Genomic DNA, 21,686 nt, shown 5'->3' on the forward strand with positions numbered 1-21,686 from the left:
TGGCCCCGATTGCGCAGTCAGCCGGGAGCGACCCCGGATCGGGTTAGGTGTGAACCAGACGCTTCAGGAGTTCGACTTCCTGAGCAAGCACGGTGTCGTGCTTCACCATGGATTCAATTTTACGGACTGCGTGCAGCACCGTTGTGTGATCGCGATTACCGAACCTGCGGCCAATTTCCGGCAAAGACCGCCCGGTCATGACCTTTGCGATATACATCGCGATCTGACGTGGACGCACCAGCGTGCGAGCCCGGCATGACGACAGGAGATCTGCCTTGGTGACACTGAAATGCTTGCAGACCACCTGCTGAATTTCTTCAACCTTGATCGAGCGTGGTTCGCCGATGCGTACCAGGTCGTGCAGGGTTTTTTCCGCAAGCTCCATCGTCACGGATTGCTTGGTCAATTGGTTGTGTGCGAACAGCCGGTTCAGAGCGCCTTCCAGGTCGCGAGCAGAAGAGATGACGTACCGTGCTATATAGTCGGTAACCTCCTCCGGGACGGAAAATCCCGGGTGCGTCCGCCGTGCGGAAGCGGTACGTTTTCTCAAGATATCATGACGTAAGGCGTAGTCCGTAGACTGGATGCCGACAACCTGGCCCCTCTGGATCCGTTGCCGCAGGCCATGTCCCAAAGTATCGAGATCTTCCGGCGCACGATCGGATGCCATGATGATTTGTGACGGAGCTTCCATCAGCAGTTCGAGCGTCTTGCTGAATTCCTCATGGGCTTGCTTGCCATGGAGAAACTGAAGGTCATCCACCAACAGCAGATCGATGGATCTCATCGCCTGACGGAGCACCGGAAATGCCGGGGTCCGCAGAGCAGGCACCAGATGGTACATGAAGAATTCTGCGGACAGATACGCGACCTGGCGTCCGGTTTTCCGGGCCTCGGTTGCCGCCGCCTGTAGCAGATGAGTTTTGCCGATCCCGGTTGTTGAATGAATATAAAGAAGGTCCAGCGTGCCCTCGTGGCCTGCTGCTATCTGGCGCACTGCAGCACAAGCCAGGCTGTTTGAAGCGCCTTCAGCGAACGTATCGAAGGTGAGCTTCGGGTTCAGGGCCGCACCGCTCAGGAAATCGGTCGCAGCTTCTTCACCGCTGTCTGCAAGACAGGGAATGGCGGCAGTGCCGACAGCCGAGCCGAATTGTGGTGTGCTGCTGAATGGAGCCGGTCGACCACTGATCCTGCGAGCCGTGATTGCCTTTGGTGGGGTCTTGCTGATCTGACGGGGGCGCAATGCTCCGCGAACGGTCAGTTCAATGCGGTTGATTTCGCCTTGCTCGCGTTTCCAAAGTCCAACGAGTTGCTTTTCATAATTGCTTTGGATCCAGCTTTTGAGAAAACGGGTCGGTACTGACAGCCGAACTGCGTCGCCTGTGGTTTCTTCGTGTTTGACGCGTCCGAACCAGTTGGAAAAAACATCATCTCCAAGTTCGTTTCTCAATTCCTTTTTTACACGATCCCATTGATCCGAGCTTGCTAGGTTCTGAACCTGCATAGTGGCCTCCATTTGAGGGAACATGCATCTTGCTCCCCCCCGTGCACTGTCTAATGGGCTGCGATATTCCGCCGTCGCTGCCCGTTGCTTTTGTTAGGTCTTTGGACCCTTTTTGGGCCTCCTGACCGGTGGCTTTTTTACGCCTATGAAACACCATTAACCTTTTACTTACCATGTTTACAAATAGCTTATTCTTATGAGGTCATAGACGTTTCATATTGTAATTTTTGTAGATGACGATTGCGACGCATGTAAATTTTACATGGCGAATCTTGCATTACGTTTGCGTCAGGGAGTTGTTTTAAGTCCTGACCGAGTTGATCTCCTTCTGCATCTTCAAGAATGCCTTTGGGCATAAAGACAGTTTTAGGAAATTATTAACTTTTCGGGATTTTTTCTCAAAGTTTTCAAACGCTGCTTGTAAAAATCGGGATTTTAAGCAGTGAAAATCTGGCGATAACGCAAATGAGCTAGCGAATTTTAACGATAGCTCATTCCAGGTGTATTTCGCGCTAGGAGGCGAACAGCCCGAAGTTCTCAACCTGCAGACCGCGAAGCGGCGACTCGTTCAGACGAAGTTGGGGACAATTCCAGCCGCTGGGTGGGACGTTTTTGGGCAACGCGAGTGGGGAATCGAACTGGGCAGCGTTTGCAGAAACTTCAGTAGGATCAGCTTTCTGCGCGCCGGTGCACAAGGTATTAGGGGTGTTGATTTCCGATTGGCGCGGGAATTTCTTATCCCCAGGCCGTTAGATAATTAAGGTGTCTCGCCAGTATTACCAATTGATCGTTTGTCGTTTTGAACGGTTGGTGCATGTCCGGTCGCTTTCTGAAGTCTTGAACGGCAAATCGTGTTTTTCCAAAGGACAGAGCCAGTAATTCGGCGTGACTACTGTCCGTCTGGAACGGTACTCACGCAGTTCTTGTTTCGTTGGAAAGAAACAGGAGCTCAAATTGAAAACAGCTGCCGATGGGACCGGCAGCTGCTGACATGCGAGTTCGAATTGATTTCAGTCAGGCGTCACAGAACCCGCTCAGGATTGAGAAGACCCTTTGGATCGAACGCCGACTTAATTCTCTGCATCAGATCCAGCTCGATATCCGCTTTGACTTCCTTCAGCAGCGACCGCTTCAGCCTGCCAATCCCGTGTTCGGCTGATATGCTGCCGCCAAACTCCTGAACAATGCCGTGAACGATTGCATTCATGTCATCCCAGTTCGCCAGGTAGGCAGCCTTGTCTGCACCGACTGGTTGGCTGACATTGAAATGAATGTTGCCATCCCCGATATGGCCGAATGGCACAGGCCGGCAACCAGGCACGAAGGCTTCAACGGCTGCGGCAGCTTTGTCCAGGAACTCCGGGATCGAGGCAACTGGCACCGACACATCGTGTTTGATCGATCCGCCTTCTGCTTTCTGAACCTCTGACATGCCATGCCTTATGTGCCAGAAATCTTGTACCTGGCTGAGGTTCTGCGCAAACGCTGCGTCTTCCACCAGTCCGTCTTCGAACGCATCCCCCAAAATGCCTTCAAGCAGGTCGCGCACCGGAAATGCGTCTGACCCGCTGGAGAGCTCCATAAGCACATACCATGCGTGAGACCCTTCAAGGGGATCACGAGCTCCGTCCAGATGGCTCAAGCAAAACTCAACGCCGATACGCGGCATGATCTCAAAGCCGGTCAGGACGGGTCCTGCCTGCGCTTTGGCTAGCGTGAACAGCCTGAGAGCCGCATGAGGGTCCGGCAGTCCAACGAATGCTGCTTCCATTTTCTTGGGCTTCGGAAAAAGCTTCAGGGAAGCTGCGGTAATAATCCCCAGGGTGCCTTCGCCGCCGATAAATAATTGTTTCAAATCATAACCGGTATTGTCCTTGCGAAGGGTCCTGAGCCCGTTCCAAATCTCTCCCGTCGGCAGGACGACTTCGAGCCCGAGAACAAGGTCGCGCGTGTTGCCATATGCCAGTACGGAGGTGCCGCCGGCATTGGTGGAAATGTTGCCGCCGATCTGGCAGGAGCCTTGTGCACCGAGTGAAAGCGGGAACAGCCGGTCGACTTTTTCGGCCTCGTTTTGCAGCGTCTCGAGAACAACTCCGGACTCCACAATTATGGTGAAGCCGACCGGATCGACAGCGCGCACCTTGTTCAGCCGCGACAGCGAAAGGACGATCTCATCCCCGGTTTCCTGCGGAATCTGCCCGCCGACCAGGCCTGTGTTGCCGCCTTGCGGAACAACCTTCAGGTTATTTTGATAGGCATAGGTCATCACCGCGCTCACCTCTTCGGTGGAGCCGGGACGCAGCACCATCGTTGTGACGCCCTGGTAGAGATCGCGCCACTCTGTCAGGTAGGGGGCTTGGTCGCTTTTGGCGGTCAAAACATTTGCTGCGCCGATTATCTCGGCGAAGCGATCGGCGTGGGGGGAACGCTCCATGCGCGGGTTCCTCGTTAAGTTTGACAGTAAAATTTGCGCGCCAACATAGTGGGTGATCGGGCCGCCGTCGACGCCTCATTCCGCTGCCGGGTCTCTTGAAGGAAGAAATCCCTTGTGCCATAGGATGCCAGCCCATTCGGGTGGTAATGAAATCCTTTTCGGAGATGACGATGGCGGAAACGCGCGGACTGATGAATGGCAAACGTGGCCTGATCATGGGCGTGGCAAACAACAAATCAATCGCCTGGGGCATCGCCAAAGCTCTGGCGGATGCAGGCGCGGAGCTGGCTCTTACCTATCAGGGTGATGCCTTGAAGAAACGCGTTGAGCCGCTGGCAGATCAGTTGGGTGCCATTGTTGCCGGACATTGCGACGTAACCGACGCAGCTTCGATTGATGAAGTCTTCAAGACGCTGGAAGACAAGTGGGGCAAGATCGACTTCCTCGTACATGCTGTCGCTTTTTCCGACAAGGCTGAGCTGACCGGGCGGTTTGTTGAAACGAGTTCGGACAACTTTGCACGCACCATGGACATCTCCTGCTATTCGCTGGTTGCCGTGACGCAGCGAGCAGAGAAGCTGATGGCCGATGGCGGGTCGATTCTGACACTGACTTATTATGGCGCTGAGAAAGTCATGCCGCACTATAACGTCATGGGTGTCGCAAAGGCTGCGCTGGAGACGAGCGTCAAATACCTGGCAATGGATCTCGGTCCGCAGAACATCCGTGTCAACGCGATTTCGGCAGGGCCAATTAAAACGCTTGCTGCATCTGGTATCGGTGACTTCCGCTATATCCTGAAATGGAATGAATACAATTCACCGCTGCGCCGCACTGTGACGATTGAGGAAGTCGGCGACAGCGCTCTGTTCTTGCTGTCCGATCTCGGTCGCGGGGTCACCGGTGAAATCCAGCACGTGGATTGCGGCTATAACATTGTTGGAATGAAGGCGGTGGATGCTCCAGACATATCGGTCGTAAAAGACTGAACTGGTTCAATGGCCGGCCCAGTCCGGCCATTTCTTTGCGCGGTCTCATGGCTGCCAAGCCTAGTCTTTGTTCTGGATCTTTTATGACAACCGCCATCCCAAATCCGGCTTCGAGTGAGCTGCCCAGGCTACATGACCCCGAGTTACTGGTTTTTGTTCGACATGGACAGACGGACTGGAACTTCGAAGGTCGTATGCAAGGTCATAAGGACATTCCTCTCAACGCAACGGGGAAGGGGCAGGCAACCGGCAATGGCGTGCGCTTGAAAACCTTTTTGGAGGCCGAAGGCATCAGTCATCAGTCTCTGGATTTCGTTTGTTCGCCACTCGGTCGTACCAGATCCACCATGGAGTTGATGCGTCAGGCCATGGAGATCGACTCAAAAACCTACAGGCTTGATGATCAGCTGAAGGAAATCACCTTTGGTGCCTGGGAAGGCTTCACCTTGGAAGAGTTGGCTGATGAAGAGCAGGACCTTATCCTTCAGCGCCGGGCCGACAAGTGGAGATTTGTTCCCCCCGATGGTGAAAGCTACAAAATGCTTTCAGGGCGGATCGGCACCTGGCTGAAAACGGTCGACCGGCCAACGGTCGTCGTCTCGCATGGCGGCGTGTTCCGTGTCTTGCGCGGCCATCTGGAAGGGCTGGACACCAAACGGATCCCGAAACTGGATGTGCCTCAAAACAAGGTCTTTGTCTGGCGCCGCGGCACTTTTGAGGAAATCTAGCTCTCAGAAGTGACAGGCCAGATCTTGCGGCGGGCAAGACCAGAATTGGACCCAGCTCTTTCGAACGAAATTCCTGTCCGCGCATTCGTCAAATATCGAATGCCGAAACACAAATAATTGACCACGGCCGGGTCGATCGTCTGATCGGCAACGCGCTTAGCAACGTAGCCTATCAAAGGTTACAGGGGCAGAAACCGTGTCTGCAGATGATTTCTATAGTGAATTGCCGAGTTTTTCCGACTTCAGCACCGTTGGTGATCTGCAGGATTACCGCCCTGTTCCAGACGACTGGTGCGTTCTTGCAGCAGATATCGTCCGTTCAAGCGATGCTGTTGCAGAGGGGCGTTACAAGGACGTCAACATGGTTGGCGCTGCTGTCGTAGCTGCTGTACTCAATTGTGTCGGCAGAGAGCGGGTGCCTTTTGTCTTCGGTGGCGACGGCGCGATGCTTGTTGTTCCGGCAAGTGAAGTCGCGGCCGGCCGGGAAGCGCTGGCAGGAGTTGCGGATCTTGCCAGACAGGTCATGGAACTTGAACTGCGTGCGGCAGCGATCCCCGTTGCCCACATCCGGAAGCTCGGAGGCGACATTCGCTTGCGTAAATACCGGCTGAGCCCAGGCAATCATCTGGCGATGATTGTCGGTGATGGTCTGGCAATGGCCGACCGGATCCTCAAGGATCCTGACGCTTGCACGCCGTTTGCCGTGTCGCAGGAAAACACGCAGCTGCCACAGCTGGAAGGATTGTCCTGCAGGTGGGAACCGCTTCCTGCACAGAACGGTCACATCGTGTCGCTGATTGTCAAACCAACCGGGCGCAAATCACTCCCGGATATCATGAATGATCTTGCCGGCGTCATCGGGTTCAATCCCTTGATAGATGACGCGAGGACAAAACTTGCCGAGGGGCCCCGACTGAAATTCAGGTTTCCTCCGCGCGGTCTCAATCTGGAAGTCAATCTGACATCTGCTGGCAGAAAGGTCAGGGGATGGTCGATGGCACTCGTCGAATGCGTGTTTTTCGTCTACGGCTATGCCACCGGCAGGCGGGTGGGGCCTTTTGATCCGAAAAAATACTTCAACGAACTCAGCCTGAACTCCGATCATCGCAAGATCGGGGATAGTCTGCAGCTTGTCCTGGATGTCACTGCCGAACAGTTGGCGGCAATCAGGGACAGTCTTGCAAAAGCCTACAACGCCAAGGAAGCTGTTTTTGGCATGCACGTCTCGGATGAAGCTTTGATGACCTGCTTCGTCGAGGACATAGGCAAAAGCCAGCACATCCATTTCATTGACGGTGCAAATGGCGGATTTTCCATGGCAGCAGCCGAGTTCAAGAAACGTGAAGCGGCGCTCGGCTCTACCTAGGAACCTCTAACGGGAGCGGGCCGAACGGATCGAGTTCTGGTCGGGCAGTTGTGTTTTGAGAGAGAAGTTCCGCCTGAGGATGAGCGTCGCCAGCTCGTCTTCCGGAACGGCCTTCGAAATCAGGAAGCCCTGGATGACATCGCATCCGTTTTCCAGGAGCCACTGTCGTTCCGCTTCCGTTTCGACACCCTCTGCCAGGACGCTGATATCAAGGCTCTTGGCAAGGTTTATCAAGGCGCTGGTAAATTTCTGCAGTGCTGGTTTGTGATCAACTCCGGAAATGAAGCTTCTATCGATTTTTACGCGATCGACCTTGAGATCCCTCAAGCTTGAAATACTTGAGTGCCCGGTACCGAAATCGTCCAGTTCGATGTGAAAGCCGAGGTCTGACAGGCGTGCGATGTTTTCCTTGATAGGAGCGGCGGTGATTTCGTCGATCATGACCGCCTCCAGTATCTCAAGGCTGACGGTCGCTGGTTCCAGCCCCATGGCACGGACTTGTCTGTAAAGTGCGTCGACCGCCTCCGCACTGGCAAGAAGGCTGGCGGATACGTTCAGGCCAAGGTGGAAATTCCGTTGTGTTCGGCCACTGAGGCTGTCGGCGAGGCGCAAGGCGTTGGTGCGTACCGTCGCTTCGATAAGCTCCATGTAGCCGGCCTCGACTGCTGCAGGCAAAAACGAACCTGGATAGCGCACCTCGTCGTGGTCGATCCAGCGGACCAATGCTTCGGCACCGACGATTTCACCCGTGCGAATATCGATTTGCGGCTGGTACCACGGCAGGATGACACCTTCTTCGATGGCCTTGAGCAACTCCTTGGCAATTTCGCCGTGTTCCTCGAAGGCTGCGCGCATTTTCGGAGTGAAGAGATCGAAGGTACTGTAGCCCTTCTGTTTGGCTGACCTTAGCGCAAGGGCCGCATCAGTCAGTGTGTGGCTTGTGAGGCAATCGCCTCGCTGGCTGATAAGAAGGCCGACATTTGCTTCGATCTTGACCTTCTGATCGGCAACAAACCGTTCTTTTCTAATTTCCTGAATCAGTTCTTCGGCAAATTCTTTGAACTTTCCTGCGTCCTTCAGCTCTGGTCTGAACAGCAGGAATTCGGTGCCACCTGTGCGGCTCAGGAAATCTTCCGGGTCCGCGATTTCGCCAAGCTGCCCGGCAACACTCCTCAGGATCGAATCCCCGCATTGATCACTGAAACGATCGTTGACCTTCTTGAATTGCCGCAAATCGAGCAACAGCAATCCATATCGCGCAGTCGGGGCCGGCTCGGGAAGTGTCTTTATTCTTTTGAGAAGAGCACGACGGTTTGGCAGGCCTGTCAGCGGATCATGATAGCCGAGGCTTTCGATTTCCTGTTGGGTCCGTTCCGCGAGGGCTCTTGTCAAGGCAACGGAAATTGCAAAGGCCGCGACAATCACAAGTGCACCGATCAGTCCGGCGAGAAGAACGTCGAGCTGCATTTCGGTCCGTCGCTTGACCAGATCGCCATTGAGATAGTCCAGGCTCGACTGCCAAAGTGCCAGTGTTGCAAGCATCAGTTCCGGGTGCACTTCGGCAATCGGACCTGCAGCGACATCCTTGCCGGTCTTTGCAAGGATCGTAGATCGAAGAAGCTTGCTGCCTTCAGATTGAAAGGCAAAATTCGCCTGCCGGAAGAGTTGCGTCTTGCTTTGCAGCACCGCGGAACCCGGTCCTTCCAGCTTGTCGATGAAGTTTGCCGTAATTTGTGACGCCGTATCGGCAGCAGCCTTGAACTTTCCACCCTGAACGGTGATCAGCATCTTCTCCCAGACGTTGACCTTCTTGCGTGTGTAAAGCCTGCGAGCATCATCGGTCATCTTGGAGGACTCGATGATCACCGAAAAAAGCAGGTTGTTGACAAGGTTTGGCAGCGTCGAAGCCTCGTAGGACACCGACATGTCGAGCATTGCCACCCGGGAAATGCTCACGCTCAGTTCCTGTGCATACCCGAGAGATGTCTTAACGTCGGGTTCGTTGAGGAAAATATCGAGCTGGCTTGTAAGAGGGTCGGCAAGGTTTTCACCGCCGAAATCGATCAGCTCTTGCCTGAGGTTGGGAGGAACTTTACCGAGAGAGCCAGTGACGGATTTTTCTTGCACAAGCGGGCCAAGCGCTTGAATGAGGTGCAGTCCGCGCAGGCTTCGATCAATGGCTTCGACGTTTTCGAATTTGTTTTTGAACCACAGTGAGGCGAACAGCAGGCAGGGCGCCAGCAGAAAAACCATTAAACCTGTTAGCCAACCCCGAATGCGCACTTCTGTGTCTCATATTAGCCCCAGTTCCTAAAGGTAATACCGATAGAGCCTTAAGGATTGGCAAATCTGTAGCGATTTTTTTCCTGTGCAATCAAATGCTGTAAAACCATAGATTGAGAGCCGCAATGAAACGCAATGTGATTTTGGGGCAGAAAACGGTTTTCAATCGATTTTGAAGCAGCCAGTGGCAATTGCGCGAAATCGCCTGTTGTCTTGGGGCATGGGCTTGAGCTTGATCTCCTGATGGCGTATCGCTCAGCGCCTGACAACTTTCCTGATATTTTCGGATGCTGCCCATGTCACATAACAGTTTTGGCCACCTATTCCGTGTCACAACATGGGGCGAAAGCCATGGACCGGCAATCGGCTGCGTGATCGACGGCTGTCCGCCGCTTGTCCCGCTCACCGAAACCGACATTCAAGGATATATGGACCAGCGCAAGCCCGGTCAGTCCCGCTTCACAACGCAACGACGCGAGCCGGACGAAGTCAAAATCCTCTCCGGTGTTATGGTCGATGAGGACGGTGTGCAAAAAACCACCGGAACACCGATTTCCTTGATGGTTCAAAACATGGACCAGCGGTCAAAGGATTACTCTGAAATCAAGGATCGTTTCCGGCCGGGACATGCAGATTTCACGTATGACGCAAAATACGGGATCCGCGACTATCGCGGTGGTGGCCGTTCCTCTGCGCGCGAGACCGCCATGCGGGTTGCCGCCGGAGCGGTTGCCAGAAAGGTGTTGCAGGGCGTTACCATTCGCGGCGCGTTGGTCCAGGTTGGGCCCCACAAGGTTGATCGTAAAAATTGGGATTGGGCGGAAACCGCAAACAATGCATTTTTCGCTCCCGACAAGCAGGCGGCTGAATTTTGGGCGCACTATCTTGATGGAGTTCGAAAAGCCGGATCCTCGGTCGGTGCAGTTGTAGAAGTGGTTGCCGAAGGTGTTCCGGTTGGTTGGGGAGCACCGATCTATGGAAAACTCGACACTGATCTCACCGCTGCGATGATGTCCATCAATGCAGTCAAGGGTGTTGAAGTCGGCAATGGGTTCGATGCGGCTACTTTGACAGGGGAAGAGAACGCTGACGAAATCCGCGTCAATGACGTCGGGCAACCGGTATTCCTGACCAACAACGCAGGTGGTGTCCTCGGGGGAATTTCCAACGGCGATCCTCTGGTTGTGCGATTTGCCGTAAAACCGACATCGTCTATCCTGACCGAGCGCAAGTCGATCACCCGGCGGGGTGAAGAGGTAGATGTGATGACCAAGGGCCGTCACGACCCCTGCGTTGGCATTCGTGCGGTCCCCGTAGGAGAGGCCATGATGGCGTGTGTTCTGGCAGACCACTTTCTGCGGCACCGGGGCCAAGTGGGCTGACTTTTTTCTGATTCTGTCCGCTATGCGAGAAAAAGCCTCAGGACACCCGCGCAGGACAGCATGATCAAGAGCCCGAGACAAAAGCTTTTATAGGCACTTTGCAGTCTTTGACTGAAGAGGCGGCTTCCCAGAAAGACACCAGCCAAAACGGCAGGTGCCAACGCAATGCCGCGTCTGAGTGCGGTCTCGTTCAGCACGCCAAAATAGAGCAGCGCAATGAACGACACTGCCATGCTCGCAAACAGATACAGCACCAAAGAGGCGCGCATTTTTCGAGCCTCGTGCGCAGTGCCAAGAACGTAAAGCGCGATAACCATACCGCCAACGGATGCAAGCCCGGTGGCAATGCCGGCCAAAATCCCCGTTGCCGGAAGCGCGCCGCGTATCTCGAAAAGCTTCAGATTCACTTTGAAAAACTGAAAGACCGATAGCGCCAGGACAAGCGCAAGGGCAACTGCTTTTGAAATTTCTGACGGAATTGACGTCGTCGCCAAAAGTCCCAGAGGTGTACCAATGGCACTGCCGGCAGCAAGAGTGAAGGACATACGCCTGTCTGCATCTCTGAAGCCGCCGCGGAACATCACGAGGCTTGCGGCAGTCTCAAGCAGGAAGCAGATCGGAATAAGGTCAACGGGTGGCAGAAACACCACCATACTTGCCATCACAACAGCAGAAAGCCCGAAACCGGTAAATCCACGCACGGCGCCGGCAAGGAAAGCTACGGCCAGCGAAATCAGAAAGAGAGACGGTGGTAGTCCGATCCAGTCGGCAAGTGCCTGCATCTTGTTCCAATCCTTCAAGTGATCATGAGTACTGAGGCATGCAAAGACGCAGGTAAATGCTCGATTTTGCATAGTAGGTCTGCAAGTATGCAGGCATGAACTGGGAGAACCTGAAATACTTACTGGCATTTTATAGAGCCGGAACACTCGTCGAAGCCGCCCAAAGGCTCGGGGTAGATGCAACCACGGTCTCTCGCCGCCTTGCTGCGCTTCAAGACGAAGCCGGTGTTGCATTCCTGGAGCGTTCGTCTGGAGGGGCTCTAACTCTGACGCGTGCTGGCCAAAAAGCGGTGCAGCACGTGGAAATGGCCGAAACGGCCCTGGTGAAACTGGATGAGGACCTGACCGGTGCGCGGTTCGCCGAGGAAGGCATTGTTCGAATTTCCTCAGTCCCTGTGGTGGTCAACAGCTTGCTGATACCGCGCGCAAGCGCGTTTGCGTCCAAACACCCTGGTATTGAACTGCACCTTGCATCCGAAGGTCGCAATGTCAGTTTGCCGAAGCGCGAGACCGACATGGCAATTCGGCTCGGTCGTCCGGGTGAGGGCGGGCACAATGTCAAGGCAAAAAGGATCGCTGTGCTGGATCATGCGGTCTATTCGCCTGCACATATGCGGTCGACGGACTTGCCCTGGGTTCAATACCACGAAGACATGAGTTTTCTGCCTCAGGCGCGCTGGGTGGCCGAAAACGGTTCTTCGGCAAAAAGCGAGCTTTCTAGCGTGCGTCCATACGACCTTGAAGGTGTGATTGAAGCCGTGGCAGCGGGATTGGGCAAGTCTGCATTGCCAACACTTATCGCGGAAAAGGACGAACGTCTCTTCAGGCTGTCGAAGACCGAACCAGAGTTGTTGCGCGAAGTCTGGCTGCTGCAGCACGCTGATCAGGCATCGCTTGCACGCATGAAAACCGTCAGCCATTGGCTGGAGGAGATTTTCAGCGTCAAACCTCGCATTTGAATTTTGCTCGCAGTCGCCAATGGCTCGTTGGAGCCCTGACTGATACAAAGCGTTACACAATTCTTTGGTGCGCAAGCTGGATCTCAAGAAAGAGGCTTCTAGTTGCCTGAGGGCAGAAAACCCGAATTTTCAGGGAGCATGGACATGAATGACATGACACCGGTGCGCCGCATGACGGCCAAGGACTTCCCGCAGGAATTGCTGGACCTTTATGATTATTATGCTCACGGCAAGATCACCAAGCGTGAGTTTTTGAGCGGAGCGGCCAAGTTTGCCGTTGGCGGCGTAACCGCGACGATGCTGCTTGGTCAGCTTTCGCCCAATTACGCGCTTGCGCAGCAGGTGGAACCCGATGATGCCTCGATTGTGACCGAGCGCATCACCTATCCGTCGCCGAACGGCCATGGTGAGGTCAACGGCTATCTGGTTAAGCCGGCCGGAGCAACCGGCAAGCTTCCGGCCGTACTGGTGATCCACGAGAACCGAGGTTTGAACCCTTATATCGAAGACGTCGCCAGAAGACTGGGCAAGGCCGGCTTCATGTCGCTGGCACCCGACGGATTGACTTCTGTCGGCGGTTACCCGGGCAATGACGACAAGGGGCGCGAACTGCAGCGCACGGTCGACCGGGAAAAACTGCTCAATGACTTTTTTGCCGGATTTGAGTTCCTGCTGAACCACGATGACGGCACAGGCAAGGTCGGTGCGGTTGGCTTCTGTTATGGTGGCGGTGTCGTCAATGCGATCGCGGTCGCTTATCCAGAGCTTGCCGCTGGAGTGCCGTTTTATGGGCGTCAACCTGATGCTGCCGACGTCGCAAAGATCGAAGCACCTTTGATGGTGCAACTTGCCGAGCTGGATGAACGCATCAATGCGGGCTGGCCAGCTTATGAGGAGGCTCTCAAGGCCAATGGCAAGGACTATGTCGTGCATATGTATCCGGGCGCAAATCACGGCTTCCACAACGACACGACGCCACGTTTCGACGAAGCCGCAGCAAGGCTCGCCGAGGACAGAACGGTGGCGTTTTTCAAAGAAAAGCTGATGTAGGTTTTAGCAAGGACCCAAATCCTGAACCCGGGCAGCAAGCCCGGGTTTTTTTTAGTCTTGTTCAAGCGTATCAGGCGCTATTTCAGGTTCGCCTTTTTGTGAGAAAGACCAAATCGAAAATATTGCAGCCAAGAGCACCACGCCCGCTCCCAGGTAATAGCCGGCAGCAATGGCTTCCGTTGTAATGTCTTTTAGTTCGTCGAGAGCCCGCGGCCAATGTGCACGGAGCTGATCGGTTGCCGTGGCCTGAGCCTGCTCCGATTGGAAAAGAAGAACCTGCAGATCGTAGCGTTTATCGGCGAGCGGCTCCAGTTTGTCCGCAACCATCGAAATACGGTCCTTTTCAATAAGGTTGATGACGGAGCCGATACAGGCAATTCCGAAAACACCGCCGGTTTGCCTCAACGTTTGCAATATCGCTGATGCAGTGGCGCGCTGTGTCTGGGAAACGTGCGACAATCCTTCCGTCGTGACAGTGCTTGCCAGCAGACCAAGCCCAAAGCCAATCAGCATCATGCCCGGGACCAGCCAGATGATGTTGTTCTGCTCAAGAACGACAGCTTGTGAAAAGAAACCAACCGAGATGGCAAGCGTCCCCGCGACGGCAAGAAGCCGGAAGGGGACTTTGTCAAACAGATACCCCGAAACCTGCGCCATCACTATGATCGTAAGCACAACCGGCATCATGGAAAGGCCGGTTTGAAATGGGGAAAAGGCAAGTACGTTTTGGATGAAGACCGCGCCGTAGACAACCTGTCCAAGCATCGCGAACTGGATACAGAACAAGACAATGCCACAGCCGAGAAAAACACGGCTCTTGAACATAGAAAAGTCGATGATCGAGGCCCCTTTCGCGGGTTTGCGAAGAGGCAGAACGCCGAGAGCGAGCAGTCCGGCAACCGCAAGGGCGAGTGATATCGACACCGCCATGGTTCTGTCACCGAAGCTTTGAATGGCAATTGTCAGGGTAAGAATTCCGGCGACAAGCAAGAATGCCCCTTTAAAGTCAAATGGTATGTCATTACCTTTGGGAGCGTGTCCGCTGAACAAGACTGCGCTTGTGAACGTCACCAGTCCAATTGGAACATTGATCAGGAACACCATGTGCCACGACAGGTGCTGGACGAGAAAACCGCCAAGCAGCGGACCGGCGGCCAGAAACAACAATCCGCTGCCCACGTAGATCGACATAGCTCTGCCGCGCAGTTCCGCCGGAAAAATGCCGAAGACAATTGCGGTTGCGGCTGGCTGCATGAGGGCAGCTCCAATGCCCTGGCCAATCCTTGCAAGAATGAAAACCTCACCGGTTGGCGCGATCGCGCAAAGAAGGGAGGAGGCTGTAAAAAGGCCAACTCCCGCCGTGAATGAGCGGTAGTGACCAAATCTGTCGCCTGCCCAACCGGCACAGATCAATGCAGCTGCAAGTGCAAGCGTGTACCCGTTGACAACCCACTGCAACTCCATCGGGCCGAACGCAAAGGCACGTTGCAATGGTGGGAGAGCAATCCCGATCACCGTTTGGTCGATCATGATCATCCCGATCGCCCCGGTCATGTTGACCAGGATGAGATACCGTTTATCCATCGCCAATGAGCCTTACCGGAGCTTAAATACCGTTCATGAAGTGAACAATGGCATGTTGAGAGGCTGGTTCGTCAAGGATGGGGCAGTGGCCCCGGCCCGAAATTTCCGCAGCGGTCATGCGCGGGGCGATGTCCTGCATCTGTTTGATTGTTGCAGGCGCGGTTACATCGGATAAAACACCGCGAATTGACAGAACCGGCAGGTTCAGTTCTGCCGCTTTTCTGTGTGCGGCCCAAAGATCACGTGGTGTCTCTTTGTTTTCGGCAAGGGCCTTTCCAAGGTTGTCGTCATAGCGATGATGCCACTTCCCGTCCTTCAGGCCATACATCGACACAGCCATGCGCTCATAGTCCGCGTCGCTCAAGCCTTGAAACTGAGCGCCGACATGCTCTTTCAAGGTCGCCACAACTTTCGACAGATCTGATTCATCGGGAAGCTTGCCTGCATAACCGAATATGCGGGCCATGCCGGCAGTTTCAATCGTGGCTCCCAAATCATTCAGGATGGTTCCGGCCAGCATGTCAGGGTGATCTTCGACCATGAGCATTGCGAGCAGTGCACCAAGTGAAGACCCGAGCAGAACGACGGGCTCTTCTTCAAGGTGCCGCCAGAACTCGTAGATGTCACGGATGTAAACCACAGTGTTGTAGTTGGAATAGGCCGGGTCGTGATCCGAGGTGTCCCGTCCGCGCAGGTTTAGCGTGTAGATCCTGAAGGTGTCTGCCAGCAGGTTGGCGGCGGGATCGAGATCGCGGACATTTCTAGTCAGGCCCGGAAGAGCGATGATTGCCGGTTTCCCGGGAACTTTCTCTCCGTATACGCGATAGGCCAGAGAGAGGCCGTCAGACGTTGCGAAGGTCGTGGCTTCGTAATTGCCGGAATCGTGTTTGCTCTCAATTGAGCTGGTCATGTCTGTACTCCTGCCGGAAACGCAAATGTGCGGGCTGAATGCACAAATAAATGAGCCCGTGTCCTAGGCTGCCGTGTTCCGGCGTCGAGATTTGCTATCTTTCTTCGCTGCTGACGCAGCATCGACTTCACTTTGAATTCGATTATGGATGATGTAGTTGATTTGAAAGGCGTTTTTGTCCAGCGCGTAGTCAGCGGATTTATAGCCGCTTTCGATTCTCTTCCCGATTGTCGTAGGACTGAAGTCGATCACATTGCGCAGCGCTGCTCTTTCTGCGGGTATTGTGAATATGTGGGAAATTGCTCGAAGGCGCATGAGGCTCTTGAAGGTATCACGCTCCCGGAGAGGAGAATCTTCCGGCAGGTCTTGTTCAAGGTCCCAGAGCATCTCTGCAAACTCATATGCCTTGTCGTGACCTTCGAAGGTCTTCCAGAACTTGTCTTCGTATACAAGTTCGGTCATTCGGTCGATGGACTGGCCAAGATCCTTCGGCACATCCCCAAGAGCGCCGAAAAGCTCGATCACGAAGATCGGCAGATGGGCGGTCTCATGCTCGTTTAGAATGCGCACAAGAGACTGGATGGGGGTGTTGTCGTAAATACCGCCGTCCCAATAGTGCTCGCCGTCAATTTCAATCGGCGGGAAGCTCGGGGGCAGAGCACCGCTCGCCATGATGTGCTCCGGTGTCAAAGTATGTGTCCGGTTTGAAAACCGCTCAATTTCACCGGAGACCACATTTGTTGCCGTTACGACCACCGTCGGCGCTTCGGGCGCGTTCAACCTGTCGAAGTCGATATAGCGCCGCATCGTTTCGAGTGCGGGCGAGATATCGTAGATGCTGGGCCGCCGCCCCATGCCGAAAAGAGTGCCATGCAGTTTGAAGAAACGCGGGTGACCCAGACTTGTGTAGGCGGTGTTGTAATTCTGGAAGAGCGGAAAGGGGTGCTCGTGGCCCAGATAGTCCCACATTTCCAGAAGCGTTTCATGTGCTTCGCCGTATAAGGGAGCTGCGAGCACGGCTGCGTTCAGTGCGCCAATCGACGTCCCGGTCAGGATCTCAGGTCGGTAGCCGAGTTCGTAAATTCGTTTGATCGCGCCAGCCTCATAGGCCCCGAGTGCTCCTCCGCCCTGGAGGACGAGACCAACTTTTTTCGCTTTATCATTCATGACTGACCCATTCGGCAACAGAAGACGCATTGGCAGCGGTTGCTGCAGCGCAATAGAGTGAGGGTCAGTCTGCGCGAGCAATATGGATGGCCTGTTAACAGCTAAGGTAAATTTGACTTAACCTAAGAGAAAAACAGGAGGAATTTGGATAGAGAATTGAATTCTATGAGTAAAATCAGGATGCGCAACTAAGCAGATTTATAGCGGCGTAGTCGCTGAAAGATCTCATCGGGATCGGCCGCAAGCGTATGCAGATTGACTATGACCGCATCGCAGTTGGTTTCAGATCGCACGCGACGCCAGTTGCGGAGCATCAGGTTCTTCCATGGCGGCAGGGCCTGATCTTTGTTGATGGCCTCACCGAGGGGACAATTTAACAGGATTTCCAACCGTACAAGAATGATATTTCGAACCGAGGTGCGCTTGATGTCGATCTCGCTGACGGCGGCCCAGTTTATGAAACCAATTCGATCGACAAAAAGTCCATCCTCATTCGCACCGAGTTGAGGTTGTCCCTTTTCGACCATCGGATAGTGCCAAAAGGCGATGCCAAGGGGCAGAAGCGCTGCAAGCGATAGCAGCGGCAGGCCAGCGACAACGCCAACAACTGCCATCATCAGGCCTAGCAACATACAGCCATAGACAAGACCTTCGCCCTGGCTGCGATTGTATCCGATAGCGAATGGAACAGGACCTGTGGTTTCGTGCAATTGCCTTTAAGCCTTTTCCTGCTTGCCGGATTGAGAACCTGGAAGCGGAGCTTCGTTGCGACTAAGTGTCGAGAATTTCCGTCTCGTCGATCTTGATGTCAAAGCCCTCCAGCCCGACATAGTGCCGTTCCCTGGATGACAATAGACGAATTGACGTGACACCGAGATCTTTAAGGATTTGAGCGCCAAGGCCAATCTCCCGCCATTGCTCCTGCCTCGATTGTGCCGAACTGTGTTCTTCACTGTCGGCGGCCTCAAAGTCCAGCCGTGTCCGTTTGGACTGGCGTGCGACGCCTGCGGAACCTTCCCGCAAATAGACGATAATCCCACGCCCGCGTTCGGCGAAGTGCTCCATGATCTGATCGAGAGGCTGTGTTTCGCCGAAGACATCGTCGAGCACGGATTCCAATTGCAAACGTACCGGAACGTTGCGCCCGTCAAGAATGTCGCCATAGACGATCGCCAGATGATGCATCGGGTCGTAGGGTGTTGAAAACGTCATCGCATAGGCCGGACCGGCGATGGTGTCGACCGGTTGCTCGTTCACCCTTTCAACCATGCGCTCGGTCCGCTGGCGCCAGGCGATGAGATCGGATACCGAGACCATCTTGAGATCGTGTTCGGCCGCAAATTCGGCAACCTGCTGACCGCGTTTGACTGTGCCATTGTCATTGACGAGCTCGCTGATCACGCCGACTTCCTCCAGCCCGGACAAACGACACAAATCGACAGCGGCTTCCGTGTGGCCAGAGCGTATCATCACGCCGCCCTCCTTGGCGACGAGCGGGAATATGTGGCCAGGTCTCACAAAGTCCTCTGCAGCAGCGTTCGGATTGGCCAGCGCGTGCACGGTGGAGCAGCGTTCCTCAGCGGATATGCCCGTCGTCAAGCCGTGACGATAGTCGACGGAAATTGTAAAGGCGGTCGCAAGCGGCGCGTCATTTTCTGCAACCATCGGATCAAGCCGCAAGCGCCTTGCATGGGCAACCGTCATGGGCGCGCAAATGATGCCGGAGGTATGCCGGACCATGAAGGCCATCTGCTCCTGAGTAATCTTGGACGCCGCAACAATCAGGTCGCCTTCGTTTTCGCGATCATCATCATCGGTCACGACCACCATTTCACCACGTTCGAACGCGCGGATTGCTTCTGCGACACGGGCCTGGGACACGGGATGCTCCTTGGTTGTAGACAGTCCGAGAAAGTCGTTGGGTGTAACTTCGCCATTGGTGGCAATGGCGATCTTGCGGGCCATGTCCCGCGAGACCCAGACATTCGGGTCATTGCAAAGGGCTGTTACTGAAGCGGGAGACAAGTTAGCCCGTCGCGCAAATGCGCTGCGGTTTTCCCCGGTCTGCAAGAGCCATTGATCGAGTCTCATGCTCGAGGATATAGGCCAGATTTCTTTCAGTCACAAGGTAATGAACGGCAAAAATTCAGTGAGCCTGAAAAGCTAGGTGCCTTTGACGAATTCTGCTACACGCGACACGAATGCCGGAACCATCCATTGCTCCTGCAAGCCCTGTGCTGAGCACAGCCCAGTCAGGTCCTCTGTCAGATAAGAGGAATAATAGGGCTCATGGAAGAGCTGCGGAAAGAGCGACAGCAACCCGTCATAGTCCGGTACATCACCGGTTTGAAGACTGTCTACAAAAAGGAACGATCCGCCAGGTTTGAGCACTCTTGCGACTTCCGAAACGACTTGCCGCCGTATCTTTGGGGGCAATTCGTGAAAGAGAAAGACGCAAGTGACGATGTCCAGAGAATTGTCTGCAAAAGGCAGCTCTTCAGCCATCGCCGTAACGTAGCTGGCCCTGTGGGTCTTCGCCCGGCTGCGCGCGACATTGAGATAGGGCTCCGACAGGTCCAGCCCGGTGCCCTTCAGGCGCGGAAATGCTCTGAGTGCCGGACGCAGGAGGCCACCGGTACCACAGGCCAAATCCACATATGCGACCCGGCGCTGGTCCTTGCGCCTCAGGATGTGTGCGAAGGGAACAAGCGCCCGGCGGCGCATGGCCGCGGTTGCACCGGAGAAAAGCACGTCAACCTGAAAATCATAAAGTTTGGCGCTGTCCTCAGAAAGCCAGCCATCGGTCTGAAAGTGAAAATTCTGACGGTAGTAGCGGGGCAGCGCAGCTGCGAATCCTTCCGGGCTTTCATTCACTTCCTGATGTGCACCCGTGGCGCGCCGGCGTGCGACCTCTGGAACATCCTTGAAAAACGCGCGGCTTGTCGCGATCAATTCGCCGGGTGTCATGGTGCCGTCCGATGGCAGTGGGTATAGCCCGTCTTCTACGGCTCTCATGTCATCTGCGAAGAGCCGCAGGATATCGGCAAGCATGCGCCTCTGGCTCGGCACCGGCCCTTCTGGCGTGACTTTAGGTGTGTCAGGCAGGTCCTTCTGCAAGCGCCGGTTCATGCGCCGCATGGCTTCCGAGTGGAGCGTATAGAGCGCGACACGGCTCCCCTGGGTAAGGGCGTAACGTGATCTGCGGGCGAGGGTTAAAAAAGGTGGACGTGACAGATCACGGCCTCTCGATCTCAGTTTCTCATCCGCTACGCTCATTGCTCACTCCCGTGTCAGCACCGCCACAACTTCAATATGGGGCGAATAGGCGAACTGGTCCACTGGTGTGACGGTTTGCAGCACAAATCCACCATCGATCAGGATCCGGAGATCGCGGGCCAAGGTCGCTGGATTGCAAGACACGGCAACCGCCTTTTTGACCTTTGATGCTGCCAGTTGTTCAGCCTGCGCCTGAGCACCGGCTCGCGGCGGATCGAACACGACTGCGTCGAAAGGTTCGAGTTCGTGCGCAACCAGCGGGCGTCGATAGAGATCGCGTTTTTCGAAAGTTACTTTCTTTAGCCCTTGTGGTTTTCGAAGCGCCTTGTCGAATGCGGATATGGCTGCTGCATCACCCTCGACAGCATGGACATTGGCGCCCCGTGCCAGGCGAAGCGCGAAGGTTCCGACGCCCGAGAAGAGGTCCGCGACCGATTTTGCCTTCCCAATGCCTTCCAGCACCAGTTTTGAAAGTGCCACTTCGGCTGACCGTGTCGCCTGAGTGAAGCCACCGGGCGAAGCCACAATTCCAACGCCGCCCATGTCAAGAAGTGGAGGGCGCGTTTCAAGAAGAACCTCTCCGTTGACGGTCAGTCGCGCCAGGTCCAGTTCCACGGTTTTTTGAGACAGCGAGGGGATCTTGCGTTCATACGTCTTGTCCGCCTTTTCAATGGAGACATCGAGTCCGGCCGTTGTGGAAAGAACGGTCAGTCGCAGATCGCCCTTCTTGGGCAAGAGTTGCGCAGCAAGGGATCTGAGGCCGGGCAGGGCACGCACGATGTCAGGGTCGAGGACAGGGCACTCGTGAACATCTACCAGACGGTGACTGGACTTCTCATGGTATCCCAAAAGAGTGTGTCGGCCGGCTCTGGTTGCGGTGAAGACCGCCCTTCGGCGTCCGTCCGCCGTCGCGGCGATCACGTCACGAACTGCGAAGTCTATGCCGCGATCGCTAAGCGACTTTTCGACAAGGCCCCGTTTCCAGTCGAGATAAGGTGCCTCCGACAGGTGTTGCAAGGCGCAGCCACCGCACGCCTCATAGTGGCGGCAGACTGGATCTATTCTGTCCGGGGACGTCGATTGCCTGCGCGGATTTTTTGCGCGGCCATTGACCACTTCCGCCAGGACTGTTTCGCCGGGCAAAGCGCCCGCAATGTAGACCTGCCCGTCCTCGGTTGCCGCAATGCCATCGCCGCGATGACCCAGGCTTGAAACTTCAAGTTCTCTCTCACTCATGGCTGAGCGATAGCGCCAACCCATCCTGGGAGCAAG

General features: G+C 55.0%; 17 protein-coding genes. 6 read left to right on the forward strand and 11 right to left on the reverse strand.

What is annotated here, in order from left to right; genetic code table 11:
- Nucleotides 1-43 precede the first annotated feature (43 nt).
- Together dnaA and Q0835_RS05065 are read right to left on the reverse strand one after the other, a co-directional pair.
- A complete protein-coding gene (gene dnaA / locus Q0835_RS05060; RefSeq protein ID WP_298813704.1) occupies nt 44-1,504 on the reverse strand; it encodes a chromosomal replication initiator protein DnaA in 1,461 nt (486 codons plus the stop codon).
- Between the two features lie 1,021 nt (nt 1,505-2,525).
- Nucleotides 2,526-3,938: an FAD-binding oxidoreductase gene (locus Q0835_RS05065; RefSeq protein WP_298958965.1), complete on the reverse strand. Its 1,413-nt coding sequence runs from the start codon at nt 3,936-3,938 to the stop codon at nt 2,526-2,528.
- A gap of 170 nt (nt 3,939-4,108) precedes the next feature.
- On the opposite strand from Q0835_RS05065, the gene fabI reads away from it, so the two are divergent.
- The 3 genes from fabI (at nt 4,109) to Q0835_RS05080 (ending at nt 7,021) form a co-directional block, all read left to right on the forward strand.
- Nucleotides 4,109-4,927, forward strand: a complete 819-nt coding sequence (fabI, locus tag Q0835_RS05070) for an enoyl-ACP reductase FabI (protein ID WP_152503013.1) — start codon at nt 4,109-4,111, stop codon at nt 4,925-4,927.
- A gap of 83 nt (nt 4,928-5,010) precedes the next feature.
- A complete protein-coding gene (locus Q0835_RS05075) occupies nt 5,011-5,655 on the forward strand; it encodes a histidine phosphatase family protein (protein ID WP_298958968.1) in 645 nt (214 codons plus the stop codon).
- Between the two features lie 196 nt (nt 5,656-5,851).
- Nucleotides 5,852-7,021, forward strand: coding sequence for a DUF3095 family protein (locus Q0835_RS05080; RefSeq protein ID WP_298958971.1), 1,170 nt, complete (start codon nt 5,852-5,854; stop codon nt 7,019-7,021).
- Nucleotides 7,022-7,027: 6 nt separating this feature from the next.
- Here the strand turns inward: Q0835_RS05080 and Q0835_RS05085 are convergent, their stop codons facing one another.
- Nucleotides 7,028-9,274, reverse strand: a complete 2,247-nt coding sequence (locus tag Q0835_RS05085) for a bifunctional diguanylate cyclase/phosphodiesterase (RefSeq protein WP_298958973.1) — start codon at nt 9,272-9,274, stop codon at nt 7,028-7,030.
- A gap of 326 nt (nt 9,275-9,600) precedes the next feature.
- Between Q0835_RS05085 and aroC the strand changes: the two genes are divergently transcribed.
- Nucleotides 9,601-10,686, forward strand: a complete 1,086-nt coding sequence (gene aroC / locus Q0835_RS05090; RefSeq protein WP_298958976.1) for a chorismate synthase — start codon at nt 9,601-9,603, stop codon at nt 10,684-10,686.
- Nucleotides 10,687-10,706: 20 nt separating this feature from the next.
- On the opposite strand, the gene Q0835_RS05095 is transcribed toward aroC, so the two are convergent.
- Complete coding sequence (locus tag Q0835_RS05095) at nt 10,707-11,468, reverse strand: sulfite exporter TauE/SafE family protein (protein ID WP_298958980.1); 762 nt, start codon at nt 11,466-11,468, stop codon at nt 10,707-10,709.
- 95 nt (nt 11,469-11,563) lie between these two features.
- Between Q0835_RS05095 and Q0835_RS05100 the strand changes: the two genes are divergently transcribed.
- Both Q0835_RS05100 and yghX read left to right on the forward strand, forming a co-directional pair.
- Nucleotides 11,564-12,427, forward strand: coding sequence for a LysR family transcriptional regulator (locus Q0835_RS05100; RefSeq protein WP_298958983.1), 864 nt, complete (start codon nt 11,564-11,566; stop codon nt 12,425-12,427).
- Between the two features lie 162 nt (nt 12,428-12,589).
- The gene (gene yghX, locus Q0835_RS05105; RefSeq protein WP_298959499.1) at nt 12,590-13,477 is read left to right on the forward strand and encodes a YghX family hydrolase; all 888 of its coding nucleotides are present in this window, start codon (nt 12,590-12,592) and stop codon (nt 13,475-13,477) included.
- 51 nt (nt 13,478-13,528) lie between these two features.
- Here yghX and Q0835_RS05110 read toward each other — a convergent pair whose 3' ends face one another.
- The 7 genes from Q0835_RS05110 to Q0835_RS05140 form a co-directional block, all read right to left on the reverse strand.
- Nucleotides 13,529-15,061, reverse strand: a complete 1,533-nt coding sequence (locus Q0835_RS05110; RefSeq protein ID WP_298958986.1) for an MFS transporter — start codon at nt 15,059-15,061, stop codon at nt 13,529-13,531.
- Between the two features lie 22 nt (nt 15,062-15,083).
- Nucleotides 15,084-15,971 carry an alpha/beta hydrolase gene (locus tag Q0835_RS05115; protein ID WP_298958989.1) on the reverse strand — a complete coding sequence of 296 codons (888 nt, stop codon included), beginning with the start codon at nt 15,969-15,971 and terminating at the stop codon, nt 15,084-15,086.
- 63 nt (nt 15,972-16,034) lie between these two features.
- Nucleotides 16,035-17,138 carry a patatin-like phospholipase family protein gene (locus Q0835_RS05120; RefSeq protein WP_298958992.1) on the reverse strand — a complete coding sequence of 368 codons (1,104 nt, stop codon included), beginning with the start codon at nt 17,136-17,138 and terminating at the stop codon, nt 16,035-16,037.
- Between the two features lie 188 nt (nt 17,139-17,326).
- Nucleotides 17,327-17,848, reverse strand: a complete 522-nt coding sequence (locus Q0835_RS05125; protein WP_298958995.1) for a hypothetical protein — start codon at nt 17,846-17,848, stop codon at nt 17,327-17,329.
- A gap of 61 nt (nt 17,849-17,909) precedes the next feature.
- Nucleotides 17,910-19,229 carry a 3,4-dihydroxy-2-butanone-4-phosphate synthase gene (ribB, locus tag Q0835_RS05130; protein ID WP_298958998.1) on the reverse strand — a complete coding sequence of 440 codons (1,320 nt, stop codon included), beginning with the start codon at nt 19,227-19,229 and terminating at the stop codon, nt 17,910-17,912.
- Between the two features lie 72 nt (nt 19,230-19,301).
- Entirely contained in the window at nt 19,302-20,414 is a 1,113-nt protein-coding gene (locus Q0835_RS05135) for a class I SAM-dependent methyltransferase (RefSeq protein WP_298959003.1), read from the reverse strand.
- Between the two features lie 3 nt (nt 20,415-20,417).
- Nucleotides 20,418-21,650 carry a class I SAM-dependent RNA methyltransferase gene (locus Q0835_RS05140; RefSeq protein ID WP_298959006.1) on the reverse strand — a complete coding sequence of 411 codons (1,233 nt, stop codon included), beginning with the start codon at nt 21,648-21,650 and terminating at the stop codon, nt 20,418-20,420.
- Between the last annotated feature and the right edge of the window lie 36 nt (nt 21,651-21,686).

Source organism: uncultured Roseibium sp. (assembly GCF_947499295.1).
Taxonomy (GTDB): Bacteria; Pseudomonadota; Alphaproteobacteria; order Rhizobiales; family Stappiaceae; genus Roseibium.